Below are 16,992 nucleotides of genomic sequence, written 5' to 3'. Positions count from 1 at the left end.
GTCAATAATTTCTGGTTGGGATGTTAGCTATATTCTGTTGGGAAAAGACAGTCTCGGAAATAAAAATATCTTTAGGTAATGTTTTTCCTGTTTGAAGATTTCCAAAATAACGAGTAACGGTATTGGCTACATACCAGCCGACATCAGGTTTACACTCGACTACGCAATTGACGATTCCTGAGCGTAGCTTCTCGATCATATCTTCTTGTCCATCAATCGTTACAATGATCAAATCTTCTCCAGGTTTGATTGATGTTTCTTTTATCGCAGCTAAAGCACCGTGAGTCATTTCATCACTATGGCTGTATAATACATCGATTTCGGATAAATCATTTGTTTCTAAATATCGTTTCATCTGGTCTTTTCCTTTCATCCGAATAAAATCACCGACAATTCGGTGAACAATAGTCATTGGAGGTTTATGGTCGATGGTTCCATCTTTTTTTAGGGTTGGTTTACGATTGATTGATTCCAAAAATCCTTCGGAGCGTAGCTTGGTCGGTGTGGAGTTCTCTGAACCAGCAAGTTCTAGGATTCTGATTTCCTGTTTCTTTGAATTTGTGAAGTGATTGCTGACAAATAAACCCGCCCGATTTCCTTCTGCTTTGAAACTGGGACCGATGTGGGTGACGAAAAGCTCGGGATCATTCGTTTGAATATGTCTGTCGACAAGTATGACAGGGATCCCTGCTCGCTTTGCTTCTTTTAATACAGAGTCCCACCCGGATTCTTGCAAAGGAGTAAAAATGATCATATCCACTTTATAGGCAATGAACGTCCGTATATCTTGGATTTGCCGTTCCTGATTCATGTAACCATTTCGGTAGAGAACTTGGTAATCTTCTTTTTCAAGCGCAGTGATAATTGATTCAGTATGCTTTTTCCGCCAGCTACTCTCCGTTCCTGATTGCGAAAAACCAACGACTAGTGGGTCAGGTGCTTCCTTTGTATTAGGTGTACACCCCATCGTTTGGTAAGCGATTACAATAAGGGTTAAAAAAAATAAAACACGTTTCACTTTAAATCACTCCATCTGAATTTGTTAGTACTATCTTATCAGATAAAAGGGAAAATCAAAGTCAAAAGGAATCAATCGAAAAAAATCCAAGAAACTTAAAAAAATCCAAGACAAAAAAAGTACACCTAAAAAATTTAAAGTAAATCCCATAAAAAAATCAATGTTAACGCTTTCTTTATTAGCTATACTCGGTGTATCAATTGGAATGGGGGATAAAAAATGAAAAACAAATTTAGAAAGATTCTTGGGAGTATCGCTATTTTGACCGCAAGCATTCTATTAAGTGCGTGTGGCAATTCAGGATCTGCAGATGATAGTACGGGGTATGTAGGAATCGCTATGCCGACCAAATCAGCAGAAAGATGGATCGCTGATGGGAACAACATGGTCTCGGAATTAGAAAAACTGGGTTATAAAACAGATCTTCAATATGGAGAAGATAAAGTAGAAAATCAAGTAGCACAAATCGAAAATATGATTACAAAAGGGGTAGATACACTTGTGATTGCTTCTATCGATGGTTCGGCTTTAACTGATGTGTTAGCTAAAGCAAAAGAAGCAGATATCAAGGTGATCGCCTATGATCGTTTACTGATGAATTCAGAAAATGTCGATTATTACGCGACTTTTGATAATTTTGGAGTAGGTGTATCGCAAGCAGCTTATATTGAAGAGCACTTAGGATTGAAAGAAGGAAAAGGACCATTCACGATTGAATTATTTGGTGGCTCGCCTGACGACAACAATGCACTAATTAATTACAACGGAGTGATGTCTGTTTTACAACCATATATGGACAACGGTCAGTTGGTCGTGCCATCTGGACAGACGAGTTTCAGTCAAATCGCTACGCTTCGCTGGGATGGTTCTACGGCGCAAGCAAGGATGGATAATCTGTTAAGCGCAAATTATACTGACCAAACACTGGATGCTGTTTTGTCGCCATATGATCCAATAAGTTTAGGAATCATTTCGTCATTAAAAGGCGTGGGGTATGGGAGTGAAAGTAAACCTTTACCTGTGATTACTGGACAAGATGCGACAGTTGCTGGCGTCAAATCGATCATTGCCGGGGAACAAACACAAACGATCTTTAAAGACACACGTATCTTAGCAAAAAATACGATTGAAATGATCAAAGCAATCAGTGATGGAGAAGAGGTTCCGGTCAATGATACTGAAACTTATGATAATGGGGTGAAGACTGTTCCTACGTATTTAGCAAATACAGTATCTGTCGATAAAGATAATTATCAAGCTGAGCTGATCGACACCGATTATTATAAAGAATCCGATCTGAAAAATTAAGAGGAACCAAACAAGGAACTAAAGAGATCTAAGTCAGAGAGAGGATAAGAATTATGGCGGATTGTATTTTAAAAATGGCAGATATCACCAAAAAATTTTCTGGAATCCGAGCGTTAGATTGCGTGAATCTGATGATTGAACGTGGGGAAATCCATGCATTGTGCGGAGAAAACGGAGCGGGAAAATCAACATTGATGAATGTCTTGAGCGGCTTGTATCCATATGGCTCCTATGACGGGGAAATCTTTTATGATGGAAAGCTGTGTCAATTCAAAGATTTGAAAGATAGTGAAGAAAAAGGCATCGTCATCATTCATCAAGAATTAGCACTAAGTCCTTATCTTTCAATAAAAGAGAATATTTTTCTCGGAAATGAACAAGCAGAAAGAGGCGTGATTGATTGGGAACTGACAGAAAAGAAAACGTATGAATTGCTGAATAAAGTCGGTTTGTCTATCGACCCGAATCTTCTAGTATCTCAGATTGGCGTAGGGCAACAGCAACTAGTTGAAATAGCTAAAGCATTATCAAAATCCGTCCGTCTGTTGATTTTGGATGAGCCTACCGCTGCATTGAATGAAGAAGAAAGCGCGAATTTGCTGAGATTGATCCGAGAGTTGAAAGAGCAAGGTGTAACCTCCATCATTATTTCACATAAGCTGAATGAAATCGTGGATATCGCAGATCGAATCACCATTTTACGGGATGGACAGACGATTGAGACGCTAGAAAATGAAATGATCAGCGAAGAGCATATTATTCGTGGGATGGTGGGCAGAGATTTAGTTGATCGTTATCCTGAAAGAAAACCGGATATTGGAGAAGTTTATTTTAAAGTAGAAGACTGGACGGTCTATCACCCTCTTGATCATGAGCGAATCATAAACGACCATATCTACTTGCATTTGAAAAAAGGAGAGATTGTAGGAATAGCTGGGCTGATGGGAGCAGGCAGAACTGAATTCGCTATGAGTCTATTTGGACATTCTTATGGAAGCAAGATATCCGGACGTATATTAAAGGAAGGGGCAGAGATATCAGTTAAGACCGTTCCTTCAGCCATTGCAAACGGACTCGCTTATGTCTCGGAGGACCGAAAATCTTTAGGACTGAATCTGCTGATGGATATTCGGGAAAACGTGACGCTGAGCAGTTTGGATAAAATAAGTCAAAAAGGAGTATTAGATAAAGAAAAAGAAGTAACTGAGGCAGAAAATTTCCGGAAAAAGATGCGTATAAAAACAAACTCCATCCATCAAATTGTCAGTAGTCTTAGTGGTGGGAATCAACAAAAAGTCGTTTTATCTAAGTGGCTGATGACACAACCCGATATTCTTTTTTTAGATGAGCCAACCCGTGGGATAGATGTTGGGGCAAAATATGAGATCTACACGATTATCGAAGAAATGGCAGCAAATGGCAAAGCTGTCTGTCTTATCTCTTCTGAACTTCCTGAAATCTTAGGAATGTGTGATCGAATCTATACGATGAACGAAGGACGTATTACAGGAGAAGTCTCGCGAGAAGATGCAGATCAGGAAGTCTTGATGAAATTAATGACGAAAGAAGAGGTGGGTTAAGTTGGAACAAGCAAAAAATCTTACGGATAAAAAAGAGAAAAAACTAAATTTGAAAAGTAGAGCAGCTGATCTTTTTGGTCGCTACAGCATGGTGATTATTTTAGCGGGACTACTTATTGCGTTTCAATTGATGACGGATGGTATTTTCTGGCGTCCATTGAATATAACTAACCTTGTTTTGCAAAATAGTCATATATTAGTACTAGCTGCAGGGATGTTATTAGTTGTGCTCTTAGGTCATGTGGATTTGTCGGTAGGGTCAGTGATGGCGTTTGTTGGTGCAATTGCGGGCATGATGATGGTCAATCGCCAAATGAACCCGTGGGTGACAGTCATCGCATGTCTTGCAGTAGGCGGACTGATCGGCGCATGGCAAGGGTTTTGGGTAGCTTATGCTGGGATACCAGCGTTTATCGTGACTTTAGCAGGATTGCTGATGTTTCGTGGACTGACACAAGTTGTTCTAGGCGGTCAATCTCTAGCACCTTTTCCAGCTGTTTTCCAAAAAATGTCTACGGGTTATTTACCAGACTTAAGCGAAGGAAGCAGCCTTCACTTCTTGACATTGATTTTAGGAATGATCATCACAGTCGTGTTAGTTGTTGGACAATGGCGAACAAGAAATCGTCGGAAAAATCATTTATTTGAAGTGGAATCTCCAGCAACTTTCTTGGTAAAAGCGGTATTTACAGCAGTCGTTGTACTAGGGATAACCTATATCTTTGCCTCTTATCAAGGATATCCGATTATTTTGATCATTCTCGGTTTGATCGTCGCAGCATATGGGTTTTTGACAAATAAAACAGTAGCAGGTCGCCAGATTTACGCGACGGGCGGAAATCGAAAAGCGGCTGAACTATCAGGAATCAAAACAAAGCGGATCACGTTCTGGGTTTTCGTCAACATGGGAGTTATGGCAGCTTTAGCTGGATTAGTTTTAGCTGCTCGGTTAAATGCGGCGACACCTCAAGCGGGTACTTCGATGGAACTAGATGCGATGGCGGCAGTATATTTTGGCGGTGCTTCAACATCCGGCGGCATCGGAACGATTATGGGTGCGATTGTCGGTGGCTTGGTCATGGGTGTATTGAACAATGGCATGTCGATTTTAGGCGTCGGGGTAGATTGGCAGCAGGCGATCAAAGGGTTGATCTTGCTTTTAGCCGTTGTATTAGACTTGTATAACAAGAAAAAACGGACAACGTAGGAGAACACCGTTTATTCAGAAAAAAGACTGTGACAAAACGTTTGTCACAGTCTTTTTTTCGCTAAAAGCGAACATTCATTGTTTCGTTTGTTTAGACTAAAAATAATGTGTGTTTTTTTACCATTCGTATAAATTCTCTTTTTGCTCTTGATTTTTTCGCTTAATTGAGTTAAATTACATAGGGCGCTAAAAAAAGCCTTGATTAAATTAATAATGTTCGTGTTTTGCTGGATGTGAACATCAGGAGGATAATGTAATGAAAGTATTTGATTACGAAGATATTCAATTAATTCCTAATAAATGTATCGTAAATAGCCGTTCTGAATGTGATACAACGGTCACATTAGGTAAACATACATTCAAAATGCCAGTAGTGCCTGCCAACATGCAGACGATTATTGATGAAACGATTGCAGAATTCTTAGCGGAAAATGGTTATTTCTATATCATGCATCGGTTTGATGAAGCAGCTCGAATTCCGTTTATCAAAAAAATGAAAAAGCGTGGATTGATTACCTCGATCAGTGTTGGCGTCAAGAAAGAGGAATATTCCTTTATAGAGAAGTTGGCAGAAGAATCGCTAAATCCTGATTATATCACTATCGACATCGCGCATGGACATGCTAACTCAGTTATTGATATGATTCAGCATATTAAAAAATATTTGCCTGAAACTTTTGTGATTGCCGGTAATGTTGGTACACCGGAAGCCGTCCGTGAATTGGAAAATGCGGGCGCAGATGCAACAAAAGTCGGGATTGGTCCAGGAAAAGTATGTATTACAAAAATCAAGACAGGCTTTGGAACTGGAGGCTGGCAACTGGCAGCTCTTAGATGGTGTGCGAAAGCAGCTCGCAAGCCGATCATCGCTGACGGTGGGATCAGAACACATGGCGATATTGCAAAATCTGTCCGTTTTGGAGCGACAATGGTTATGATTGGCTCATTGTTTGCCGGTCACGAGGAATCTCCTGGCGAAACAAAAGTCGAAAACGGAATTGTATATAAAGAATACTTTGGTTCTGCTTCAGAATTCCAAAAAGGTGAAAAACGAAATGTTGAAGGAAAGAAAATCTGGATCCAACACAAAGGATCTTTGAAAGATACACTAGTGGAAATGCAACAAGACCTTCAATCATCTATTTCGTATGCTGGAGGAAGAGATCTGGAAGCCATTCGGAAAGTTGATTATGTCATCGTGAAAAATTCGATTTTTAACGGAGATACGATCTAAATAATGAGTAAAATATCAGCGGAAGGTTCATAACAGAACCTTCCGTTTTTTATGTTTTGCAAAAAAAGCTTTTCTTTTTTCTCGTAAATTCGGTAAAATCAATAGAAAGAATGGACAACAGAAAAGAGAGGACTATGTGGGAAAAAGTAGAGAAAAAACAAGGACCGGTTTATCGTCAAATCATGGAACAGATTATGAGAGAAATCGAAAGTGGAAGAATCAATCCTGGAGATCAACTTGAATCGGAACGAAAACTAGGGCAATATTTTGGTGTAAATCGTTCCACCGTTGTTCATGCATTGGAAGAACTTAGAGAGCTTGGCGTATTAACAAGTAAACGTGGTAGCGGTTGGTTCGTCAATCAGACTGAATGGGGGAAATTCGCCGTTCCAAGAATCGATTGGCGGCAAATGATCTCACCTCGCTATGAACAGACGGATTGGTATGAGCAAAAAATAAAAGAAGCAAAGCAGAGCCAAAAAACATTGTTCCTTGATTTATTTGCGAGTGAGATGCCAGATGAGCTTTTGCCGAATTTTGAGTTTCCTTCTTATTCTCTTGAAGAAATCTTAGCGGAAGAAAAAGAGATGGATCTTTTAGGCTATACTCCGTTACGTAACAAAATCAAACGGTATTTGGAAAGTAAATTTGAACTGACGTTTTCCCTAAACCAGCTTCTGGTGACTGGTGGTGGCCAGCAAGCAATCTTTTTGATCTTACAAACGATTCTTTCTGCTGGAGAGGGGATAGCTGTAGAGTCACCTTCTTTTTTTTACCGATTACCTCTTTTCAAAGCTTCAGGAACGCGTTTATTTGGTATACCGATGGATGAAGAAGGGATCGACTTAGAAAAACTGAAAGAATCGATCCATAAAAATAAATTGAAAGCAGTGCTTATCAACCCGAATTTTCAAAACCCTACAGGAAAAGTGATGAGTCAAAAGCGGCGAGAAAAGCTAGTAGAATTGTGTCGGCAGTATCGGCTTCCAATTATTGAAGACGATGTATTTACGGACCTTTCATTTCTAAAGCAAGATGAAGTTCTTCCTATACGAACGATTGATCCGGATAATGTATTATATGTCGGTTCGTTATCTAGGATTTTAGGAAAAACAACGAAAATCGGTTGGCTGATCGGACCGGACGCCTTTATCTCGCAACTAGCTAAAGCGCAAGAAATGATGGAGTTTTCGATGAACATCCTTACACAAATCACGGCAGCTAATGTATTTGATGAAGCAATTGATTTGAAAATGTTGGATGTAAGAAAAAAATTGAAAGAAAAAAGCCAACTGATAAGTATTTGGGCGGAGTCTCAATCGTTTTTCAAGCTTCATTCGATTTTAGGTGGTTATTATGCTTGGATCACTTGGGATGGAAAAAAGCTGGACCTCAAACTAGCAGAAAAAGTAGTAGATATGGGTCTAGGAATCGCACCAAGTCTACTATTTGGGCAAGATATAAATGGAATCAGAATCAATTACAGTCGTCTAGATGAAGCCAACATATCGTTGTTTTATTCAAAGATGAAAATTTTAGAACAGTGGTTAACAGAATAATTTCACAAAGTAAAAAGATTAAAGAATATAACAGCTGGGATTTAAATTTCCGGCTGTTTCTTTTTTTTCGTAAAAAGAAGACGAGACAAAGTATTAGGGAAAAAAACACTCTTTGTACAACCGTTCACGATATCTTAAGAAAATAAATAGTTGCAGCAAAACTGTATAACACCAGCGTTTATAAATAGAAACAGCTCGTTGTAAGTTTGATTAGAAAATAGAAAAAACACAGTCTAAATATAAAACGCTTTCCTTATTGTGATTATATTCACTAAAGCTGTTAATATGCGGATTGACATAATTTCCTTTCATCGTGAAAATTTGTGCTTTTAGCTTGTATTTCTCATAAATCCATGATAATTTATTAATGAAGACGGTTAAATAGTGATACAGTTTTATTCGCTGTTTCAATCGCAGAATGAAGAGATTTTCTTATAGATGAGAGAGGAATGTGTGACAAATGGCAAACAAAAAAGCACCGATCGACTTCCAAGCACTGCTAGATGAAGTCAATGCAGATTTCCCAGTATATCAAGCACTTGATCAAGATGGAAACGTAGTTAACAAAGATTTAGTACCTGATTTATCCGATGACGAACTCGTTGAATTAATGACTCACATGGTATGGTCTCGTGTATTAGACCAACGTTCAACAGCGCTGAACCGCCAAGGACGCCTAGGCTTTTTTGCACCAACTGCCGGACAAGAGGCAAGTCAGCTGGCCAGTGCGTATGCATTTGATAAAGAAGATGTTCTTCTTCCAGGTTATCGTGATGTCCCTCAACTAGTAAAACATGGTTTACCTTTATCACAAGCATTTTTATGGTCCAGAGGACATGCTGCAGGTAATTCTTATCCGGAAGAATTGAAAGCTCTACCACCACAAATCATCATCGGTGCACAATATGTACAAGCAGCCGGTGTTGCATTAGGTTTGAAGAAACGCAACAAGAAAAATGTCGTCTTCACTTATACTGGTGATGGCGGTTCATCACAAGGTGATTTTTACGAAGCAATCAATTTCGCTGGCGCTTACCATGCAAATGCTGTATTTTATATCCAAAACAACGGGTATGCGATCTCTACACCTCGTGAAAAACAAACCGCAGCAAAAACACTTGCACAAAAAGCTGTCGCAGCTGGGATTCCAGGTATTCAAGTCGATGGAATGGATCCGCTTGCAGTATATACTGTATCTAAAATGGCACGGGAATGGGCGATCAGTGGAAATGGACCAGTCCTAATCGAAACACTGACTTATCGTTATGGACCACATACACTATCTGGGGACGATCCAACCCGCTACCGTACAAAAGACACAGATGACGAATGGCAGAAAAAAGATCCATTGATCCGCTTCCGTAAATATCTGACGGAAAAAGGACTGTGGTCTGAAGAAAAAGAAGAACAAGTGATTGAAGCAACTAAAGAAGAAATCAAAGCAGCTATCGCAGAAGCCGACAAAGTTCCAAAACAAAAGGTTTCAGATTTCTTGAAAAACATGTTCGAAGTATCTCCACAATCAATCAAAGAACAAATTGCAATTTATGAAGCGAAGGAGTCGAAATAATCATGGCACAAAAAACAATGATCCAAGCAATCACCGATGCCTTAGCACTTGAACTAGAAAATGACGAGAATGTCGTTGTTTTTGGTGAAGATGTTGGGAAAAACGGAGGAGTTTTCCGGGCAACTGAAGGATTGCAGGAAAAATTCGGAGAAGACCGAGTATTCGATACTCCTTTAGCTGAATCTGGAATCGCAGGGTTGAGTTTCGGGCTTGCGTTGGAAGGATTTCGTCCAGTTCCTGAAATCCAATTCTTTGGTTTTATTTTCGAAGCAATGGATGAAGTAGTAGCTCAAATGGCTCGTACAAGATATCGAATGAGCGGTACTAGAAATCTACCCATCACGATTCGTTCACCATTTGGTGGCGGTGTTCATACACCAGAACTGCATTCAGATAATTTAGAAGGTTTGATTGCCCAGTCTCCTGGTATTCGAGTAGTGATTCCATCAAATCCTTACGATGCAAAAGGACTATTGATTTCTTCTATTAGAAGTAACGATCCAGTTGTTTTCCTAGAACACATGAAACTATATCGCTCATTCCGAGAAGAAGTGCCGGATGAAGCTTACGAAGTTCCTTTGGACAAAGCAGCAGTTACTCGTGAAGGAACAGATGTATCTGTTATCACATACGGGGCAATGGTGCGTGAAGCAATCAAAGCAGCAGACAATCTTGCAAAAGAAAATATCTCTGTTGAAATCATTGATCTTCGTACAGTTGCGCCATTAGATGTAGAAACAATCATTCAATCCGTGGAAAAAACAGGTCGCGTAGTCGTTGTCCAAGAAGCGCAACGACAAGCGGGTGTTGCTGCGCAAGTAGTTTCTGAGATCTCAGAACGCGCTATCCTTTCATTAGAAGCCCCAATCGGACGAGTTTCTGCACCTGATACAGTCTTCCCGTTTGGACAAGCAGAAAATGTTTGGTTACCAAACGCAAAAGATATCGAAGACAAAGTAAAAGAAATCGCGGAATTTTAAGAAAAGAAGGGACGAAACAAAGTCATGGCTTATCAATTTAAATTGCCGGATATCGGTGAAGGAATTGCAGAAGGTGAAATCGTCAAATGGTTCGTCAAACCAGGAGATACGATTAATGAAGATGATACATTATTAGAAGTTCAAAACGACAAATCAGTAGAAGAAATCCCCTCACCTGTAACAGGAACGGTTAAAAATGTCATTGTTCCAGAAGGTACAGTAGCAAATGTTGGGGATGTATTGGTAGAAATCGATGCACCAGGACACGAAGGCAATGAAGGGGACAGTGGTGTAGCCGCAGAATCCCAAACTCCAGCTAACCCGGCTGCTGAACCAACTGTTGATACAGGATCAGCTGGATCGTCAAGCGAAGGAGTCTTCCAATTCAAGTTACCGGATATCGGTGAAGGAATTGCAGAAGGTGAAATCGTCAAATGGTTCGTCAAACCAGGAGATACAATCAATGAAGATGATACATTATTAGAAGTTCAAAACGACAAATCAGTAGAAGAAATCCCGTCACCCGTAACCGGGACAGTTAAAAACGTAATTGTCCCAGAAGGCACAGTAGCAAATGTTGGGGACGTGTTAGTAGAAATCGATGCTCCTGGACACAATGGCGCACCATCAACTAGTGCGCCATCAGCTGAAGCACCAAAAGAAAAAGTGGAAACATCAGGTTCAGCAAGTGTCGTTGAAGCTGCCGATCCAAATAAACGTGTATTGGCTATGCCATCTGTTCGTCAATTTGCCCGCGAAAAAGATGTAGATATCTCACAAGTAACTGCAACTGGAAAAGGTGGCAGAGTAACAAAAGAAGACATCGAAAACTTCTTGGCAGGTGGTCCAAGCAGTGCACCAGCGAAATCAGAAGCGCCAGAAGCGGCAGCACCGAAAGAAGCAGCTCCTGCAGCAGAAAGCAAACCAGCTGCACCAGCAAAACCATTCAAGTCCAACTTAGGAGACTTGGAAGAACGTGTAGCAATGACACCAACACGTAAAGCTATTGCTAAAGCAATGGTCAACAGTAAGCATACAGCTCCACACGTGACATTGCATGATGAAGTAGAAGTGTCTAAACTATGGGATAATCGGAAACGATTTAAAGAAGTTGCTGCTGCAAATGGTACGAAACTTACTTTCTTGCCATATGTCGTGAAAGCTTTAACAGCGACTGTTAAGAAATACCCAGTATTGAATGCATCTATCGACGATGCAAACCAAGAAATCGTTTATAAACATTACTACAATATCGGTATTGCAACTGATACGGATCACGGACTATATGTACCAAATGTGAAAGATGCAGACCGCAAAGGAATGTTTGCTATTGCAGACGAAATCAATGAGAAAGCAAAATTAGCTCATGACGGCAAACTATCTGCAGAAGATATGCGCAATGGAACGATTACGATCAGCAATATCGGATCTGTAGGTGGCGGTTGGTTTACACCAGTCATCAACTATCCAGAAGTAGCTATTTTAGGTGTAGGAACGATTGCACAACAACCAATCGTAAATGCTGAAGGCGAAATCGTTGTCGGTCGTGTGATGAAACTGTCATTAAGTTTCGATCACCGTATCGTAGATGGAGCAACTGCGCAACAAGCAATGAATAATATCAAACGTCTTTTAGCTGATCCAGAGCTATTAATGATGGAAGGATGATAAACAAATGGTAGTTGGAGATTTTGCTGTAGAATTAGATACAGTTGTAATCGGTGCGGGACCTGGTGGCTATGTAGCTGCCATCCGCGCTGCTGAAATGGGACAAAAAGTAGCAATCATTGAAAGAGAGTATATTGGCGGTGTTTGTTTGAATGTCGGCTGTATTCCTTCAAAAGCACTGATAGCTGCAGGACACCATTATCAAGAGTCACTAGATTCTGAAATGTTTGGAGTAACTAGTGAAAACGTCAAACTAGATTTTGCGAAAACACAAGAATGGAAAGAAAACAAAGTTGTCCATACGTTGACTTCTGGAGTTGGTTTCCTATTAAAAAAACATAAGGTTGAAACAATCGAAGGAGAAGCGTTCTTCGTAGATGATCACACACTACGCGTCATCCATCCAGATTCAGCTCAAACTTATTCGTTCAATAACGCAATCATCGCAACAGGTTCCCGTCCAATCGAGATTCCAGGATTTAAATTCGGAGGACGTGTGTTAGATTCTACTGGCGGATTAGCATTAAAAGAAGTACCTAAGAAATTTGTGATCATCGGTGGCGGTGTGATTGGTGCCGAATTGGGCGGAGCGTACGCAAACTTAGGAGCAGAAGTAACGATTCTTGAAGGCTCACCACAAATTTTACCAACTTACGAAAAAGATCTAGTAAAATTAGTAGAAGATGATTTCAAGAAAAAAGGCGTAACAGTCGTAACGAATGCAATGGCGAAAGAAGCAGTCGATAACGGTGACAGCGTGACAGTGAAATATGCAGTGGACGGAAAAGAAGAATCTGTTACTGCTGATTATGTGATGGTCACTGTAGGTCGTCGTCCGAATACAGATGATATGGGCTTAGAACAAGCGGGTGTCGAAGTAGGAGAACGAGGATTGATCACGGTAGATAAACAAGGACGTACGAACGTACCTAACATCTATGCCATCGGTGATATCGTACCGGGGGCGGCATTAGCACACAAAGCCAGTTATGAAGCAAAAATCGCTGCTGAAGCAATCTCTGGCAAAAAAGTAGCTGTAGATTATAAAGCAATGCCGGCAGTAGCCTTCACTGATCCTGAATTGGCTTCTGTAGGTATGACGATCAAAGAAGCAAAAGATGCTGGTATCGAAGCAAAAGCATACAAATTCCCATTTTCAGGGAACGGTCGGGCATTATCGCTTGGTAAAACAGAAGGATTCATCCGTCTAGTTACGACGATCGAAGATAACGTGCTGATTGGTGCACAGCTCGGGGGAGTCGGTGCAAGCGATATGGTTTCTGAATTAGCTTTAGCAATCGAATCAGGAATGAATGCTGAAGATATCGCCTTGACGATTCATCCGCATCCATCTCTTGGCGAAATCGTCATGGATGCTTCTGAATTAGCATTAGGCTTGCCAATCCATATTTGATTTGAATAATACAGGCGAAACGCAGCTGAGAGATCGGTTGCGTTTTTTCTTTTTTGTTATCAATAATTTAATTATGTAAACTTAATAATACGACAACTTCTTGGTTTATTACCGTCTCCTATGCTACACTAAAGAAGAATATGAAATAGGAGAGTTGAAGATGCAAGAATATCAGTATCCACTTGATTTAGACTGGACAACAGATGAAATGGTCATTGTAATGAAGATGTGGGAAGATCTGGAACGTGCGAACGAAAAAGGGATAAATAATGAAGCTTTTTTGAAGACCTATCAGCAGTTCAAAACAGTTGTCAAATCCATCGGAGAAGAAAAACGATTGGGACGGGAATTTGAAAAAGCTTCCGGGTACTCCTTATATCGTACAGTGCAGCAAGCAAAAAAAATCCAAACAAAACTTTGAGAATGAACGGGTGAGATAAATGGAACAGATGATTGATCATATCAAATCCTGGCTAGAAGAAGCTGGTGAGAAAATCAAATCTTCTCAACAAACATTAACGATCTCGCAAAAATCAAATCGAACGGATCTAGTGACAAATGTCGACCGAAACATCCAGAATTTTCTAATCGAAAAAATCCATTCCTTTGATCCAGAGGCAAAAATATTGGCAGAAGAAGAAGGGTGTAATCAACTATCGGATCTCGATGGAAGAGTCTTTATCATCGATCCTATTGATGGCACATTGAATTTCGTGATTGAAGGGGAAAATTTTTGTATCATGCTTGCTGTTTATGAATCCGGCGTTGGAAAACTTGGTTTCATTTATGACGTCATGAAAAATGAGCTTTTTTGGGGTGGAAAAGGAATAGGTGTCTATAAAAATGACAAACCAATGCCTAGACCAACAAATAAATCTTTATCAGAAGGCTTACTTGGTGTGAATAGCTATCTTTTCGGTCATAATAAATATGGAATCCGAGAGATTGCGGAAAGCAGCATGGGAACACGTATGTACGGGTGTGCAGGGCTTGAACTAGCCGCAATCTTGAAAGGAAACCATATTGCTTACATTTCGAACCTCAGCCCTTGGGATTATGCAGCGGGAAATGTTTTATTGGAAGAGTTTGGTATGGTGACAAGCGGTCTTTTTGGCACTCCTTTGACATTTGACAAAAGGGAATACTATTTAGCAGGGACTCCTTGTGCATATGCAGAAATCGCAGACCTTTTGAAAAAAGAAGGCTGAAAAAAGGTAGAAATCATTCACAAAAATGATAAAAACGGGCAAAAGATTAATTTTCTCGAAAAAATGAAAACATTTTACTATATTTCATGAAAAAAGTCTGCTATAATTAGCAGTCGAGTAAAATTTGCCCTGTCATAAAGAACCAATAAAAAAGGAGTTAGTTACATTGAATTATAGAAACGATATCCGTAACGTCGCAATTATTGCCCACGTTGACCACGGAAAAACAACATTAGTTGATGAACTATTAAAACAATCAGATACATTAGACGCACATACGCAATTGCAAGAACGTGCGATGGACTCAAATGCGCTAGAAAAAGAACGTGGTATCACGATTTTAGCCAAAAACACAGCTGTAGACTATAAAGGAATTCGCGTAAACATCATGGATACTCCAGGACACGCGGACTTCGGTGGCGAAGTAGAACGAATCATGAAAATGGTTGACGGTGTTGTGTTGGTCGTAGATGCGTATGAAGGAACAATGCCTCAAACACGTTTTGTATTGAAAAAAGCATTGGAACAACATATCACACCAATCGTTGTCGTAAACAAGATTGACAAACCTTCTGCTCGTCCTGAGCATGTCGTAGATGAAGTTCTTGAACTATTCATCGAATTGGGAGCAGATGATGATCAGTTAGACTTTCCTGTGATTTATGCGTCTGCACTGAATGGTACGTCAAGCTTATCAGATGACCCAGCAGATCAAGAACCAACAATGGCACCTATTTTTGACACGATCATTGAAAAAATTCCTGCTCCTGTCGATAATAGCGACGAACCATTACAATTCCAAGTTTCATTACTTGACTACAACGATTATGTAGGTCGTATCGGAATCGGACGTGTATTTAGAGGAACAATCAAAGTAGGCGACCAAGTAGCGTTAATTAAATTAGACGGAACAGTTAAGAAATTCCGTGTAACGAAATTATTTGGTTTCTTTGGACTAAAACGTCTAGAGATTCAAGAAGCAAAAGCTGGAGACTTGATTGCTGTCTCAGGTATGGAAGACATCTTTGTCGGTGAAACAGTTACTCCTGTGGATCATCAAGATGCGTTACCTATCCTTCACATTGACGAACCAACATTGCAAATGACTTTCTTAGTTAATAATTCACCATTTGCCGGTCGAGAAGGTAAATTCGTAACTGCTCGTAAAATTGAAGAACGTTTGATGGCAGAACTTCAAACAGATGTATCTTTACGAGTTGAACCAACAAACTCTCCAGATGCATGGACAGTTTCTGGTCGTGGAGAATTGCATTTGTCTATCTTGATTGAAAACATGCGCCGTGAGGGATATGAATTGCAAGTATCTCGTCCAGAAGTTATTGAAAAAGAAATCGACGGTGTAAAATGCGAACCGTTTGAACGCGTGCAAATCGATACACCAGAAGAATACATGGGTAGTGTCATCGAATCCTTGAGCTTACGTAAAGGTGAAATGCAAGATATGGTCCATACAGGAAACGGACAAATCCGTTTGACATTCTTGACACCTGCTCGCGGTTTGATCGGTTATTCAACTGAATTCCTTTCAATGACACGCGGTTACGGAATCATGAACCATACTTTTGATCAATATTTGCCAATGCTTCCTGGTCAAATCGGTGGACGTCACCAAGGTGCGCTGGTTTCGATCGATACAGGAAAAGCAACGACCTATTCTATCATGAGTATCGAAGAACGCGGTACAGTCTTCGTAGAACCAGGTACGGAAGTATATGAAGGAATGATTATCGGAGAAAACAGCCGTGATAATGATTTGACTGTCAACATCACAAAAGCAAAACAAATGACAAACGTACGGTCTGCTACTAAAGACCAAACATCTGTCATCAAAAAACCAAAACAATTGACGTTGGAAGAATCTTTGGAATTCTTGAATGATGATGAATATTGCGAAGTAACACCAGAAAGCATTCGCTTGAGAAAACAAATTTTAGAGAAAAATGCTCGTGAAAAAGCATCTAAAAAGAAAAAATAATCTGTAAAAGGATGAAGAGAGAAACCAGCTTGTTATAAAAAATAGCTGGTTTCTTTTTTTGTCCAACTCATTTCTGTGGAGAAGTCATCTTTGTCAATGGACATAAATTCAGAAAATACGCCAAAAGACATTTAAAAGACTTTTAAAGAACTTAATTATAGTCTGATTTTGTTTCATATTGCACGTATGTTTCACGAGAGGGCCAACTTGTCCTTCGGTGAAAACCGAAGTAAAATGGCAAGGGAAAGGA

At 40.0% G+C, this 16,992-nt stretch carries 13 protein-coding genes; 12 read left to right on the top strand and 1 reads right to left on the bottom strand.

The window, feature by feature from the left end; translation table 11 throughout:
• Position 1: 1 nt before the first annotated feature.
• Positions 2 to 1,018 carry an ABC transporter substrate-binding protein gene (locus tag ESP02_RS02860; RefSeq protein ID WP_025478492.1) on the bottom strand — a complete coding sequence of 339 codons (1,017 nt, stop codon included), beginning with the start codon at positions 1,016 to 1,018 and terminating at the stop codon, positions 2 to 4.
• A 219-nt stretch (positions 1,019 to 1,237) separates the two neighbouring features.
• On the opposite strand from ESP02_RS02860, the gene chvE reads away from it, so the two are divergent.
• The 12 genes from chvE (at position 1,238) to typA (ending at position 16,742) form a co-directional block, all read left to right on the top strand.
• Positions 1,238 to 2,326, top strand: a complete 1,089-nt coding sequence (gene chvE / locus ESP02_RS02855; RefSeq protein WP_002306852.1) for a multiple monosaccharide ABC transporter substrate-binding protein — start codon at positions 1,238 to 1,240, stop codon at positions 2,324 to 2,326.
• Positions 2,327 to 2,379: 53 nt separating this feature from the next.
• Complete coding sequence (gene mmsA, locus ESP02_RS02850; RefSeq protein WP_038398856.1) at positions 2,380 to 3,906, top strand: multiple monosaccharide ABC transporter ATP-binding protein; 1,527 nt, start codon at positions 2,380 to 2,382, stop codon at positions 3,904 to 3,906.
• A 1-nt stretch (position 3,907) separates the two neighbouring features.
• Positions 3,908 to 5,113, top strand: a complete 1,206-nt coding sequence (mmsB, locus tag ESP02_RS02845) for a multiple monosaccharide ABC transporter permease (RefSeq protein ID WP_002374439.1) — start codon at positions 3,908 to 3,910, stop codon at positions 5,111 to 5,113.
• A gap of 256 nt (positions 5,114 to 5,369) precedes the next feature.
• Positions 5,370 to 6,347 carry a GMP reductase gene (gene guaC, locus ESP02_RS02840; protein ID WP_002287992.1) on the top strand — a complete coding sequence of 326 codons (978 nt, stop codon included), beginning with the start codon at positions 5,370 to 5,372 and terminating at the stop codon, positions 6,345 to 6,347.
• Between the two features lie 134 nt (positions 6,348 to 6,481).
• A complete protein-coding gene (locus ESP02_RS02835; protein WP_025478493.1) occupies positions 6,482 to 7,906 on the top strand; it encodes a PLP-dependent aminotransferase family protein in 1,425 nt (474 codons plus the stop codon).
• A gap of 460 nt (positions 7,907 to 8,366) precedes the next feature.
• Positions 8,367 to 9,476, top strand: a complete 1,110-nt coding sequence (pdhA, locus tag ESP02_RS02825; protein WP_002292209.1) for a pyruvate dehydrogenase (acetyl-transferring) E1 component subunit alpha — start codon at positions 8,367 to 8,369, stop codon at positions 9,474 to 9,476.
• Positions 9,477 to 9,478: 2 nt separating this feature from the next.
• Positions 9,479 to 10,456 carry an alpha-ketoacid dehydrogenase subunit beta gene (locus ESP02_RS02820; protein WP_002292208.1) on the top strand — a complete coding sequence of 326 codons (978 nt, stop codon included), beginning with the start codon at positions 9,479 to 9,481 and terminating at the stop codon, positions 10,454 to 10,456.
• 24 nt (positions 10,457 to 10,480) lie between these two features.
• Entirely contained in the window at positions 10,481 to 12,124 is a 1,644-nt protein-coding gene (locus ESP02_RS02815; protein WP_038398857.1) for a dihydrolipoyllysine-residue acetyltransferase, read from the top strand.
• 7 nt (positions 12,125 to 12,131) lie between these two features.
• Entirely contained in the window at positions 12,132 to 13,538 is a 1,407-nt protein-coding gene (gene lpdA / locus ESP02_RS02810; RefSeq protein WP_002374450.1) for a dihydrolipoyl dehydrogenase, read from the top strand.
• Positions 13,539 to 13,698: 160 nt separating this feature from the next.
• Positions 13,699 to 13,959, top strand: coding sequence for a UPF0223 family protein (locus ESP02_RS02805; RefSeq protein ID WP_137675956.1), 261 nt, complete (start codon positions 13,699 to 13,701; stop codon positions 13,957 to 13,959).
• A gap of 19 nt (positions 13,960 to 13,978) precedes the next feature.
• Entirely contained in the window at positions 13,979 to 14,746 is a 768-nt protein-coding gene (locus ESP02_RS02800; RefSeq protein ID WP_002374452.1) for an inositol monophosphatase family protein, read from the top strand.
• A 166-nt stretch (positions 14,747 to 14,912) separates the two neighbouring features.
• Complete coding sequence (typA, locus tag ESP02_RS02795; protein ID WP_002288735.1) at positions 14,913 to 16,742, top strand: translational GTPase TypA; 1,830 nt, start codon at positions 14,913 to 14,915, stop codon at positions 16,740 to 16,742.
• The last annotated feature ends 250 nt before the right edge of the window (positions 16,743 to 16,992 follow it).

Source organism: Enterococcus sp. NBRC 3427, from assembly GCF_007996925.1.
In the GTDB taxonomy this organism is placed as follows: domain Bacteria; phylum Bacillota; class Bacilli; order Lactobacillales; family Enterococcaceae; genus Enterococcus_B; species Enterococcus_B lactis.
Note: the sequence above shows the minus strand (reverse complement) of the source record. Positions and strands in the feature narration are given on the sequence as shown.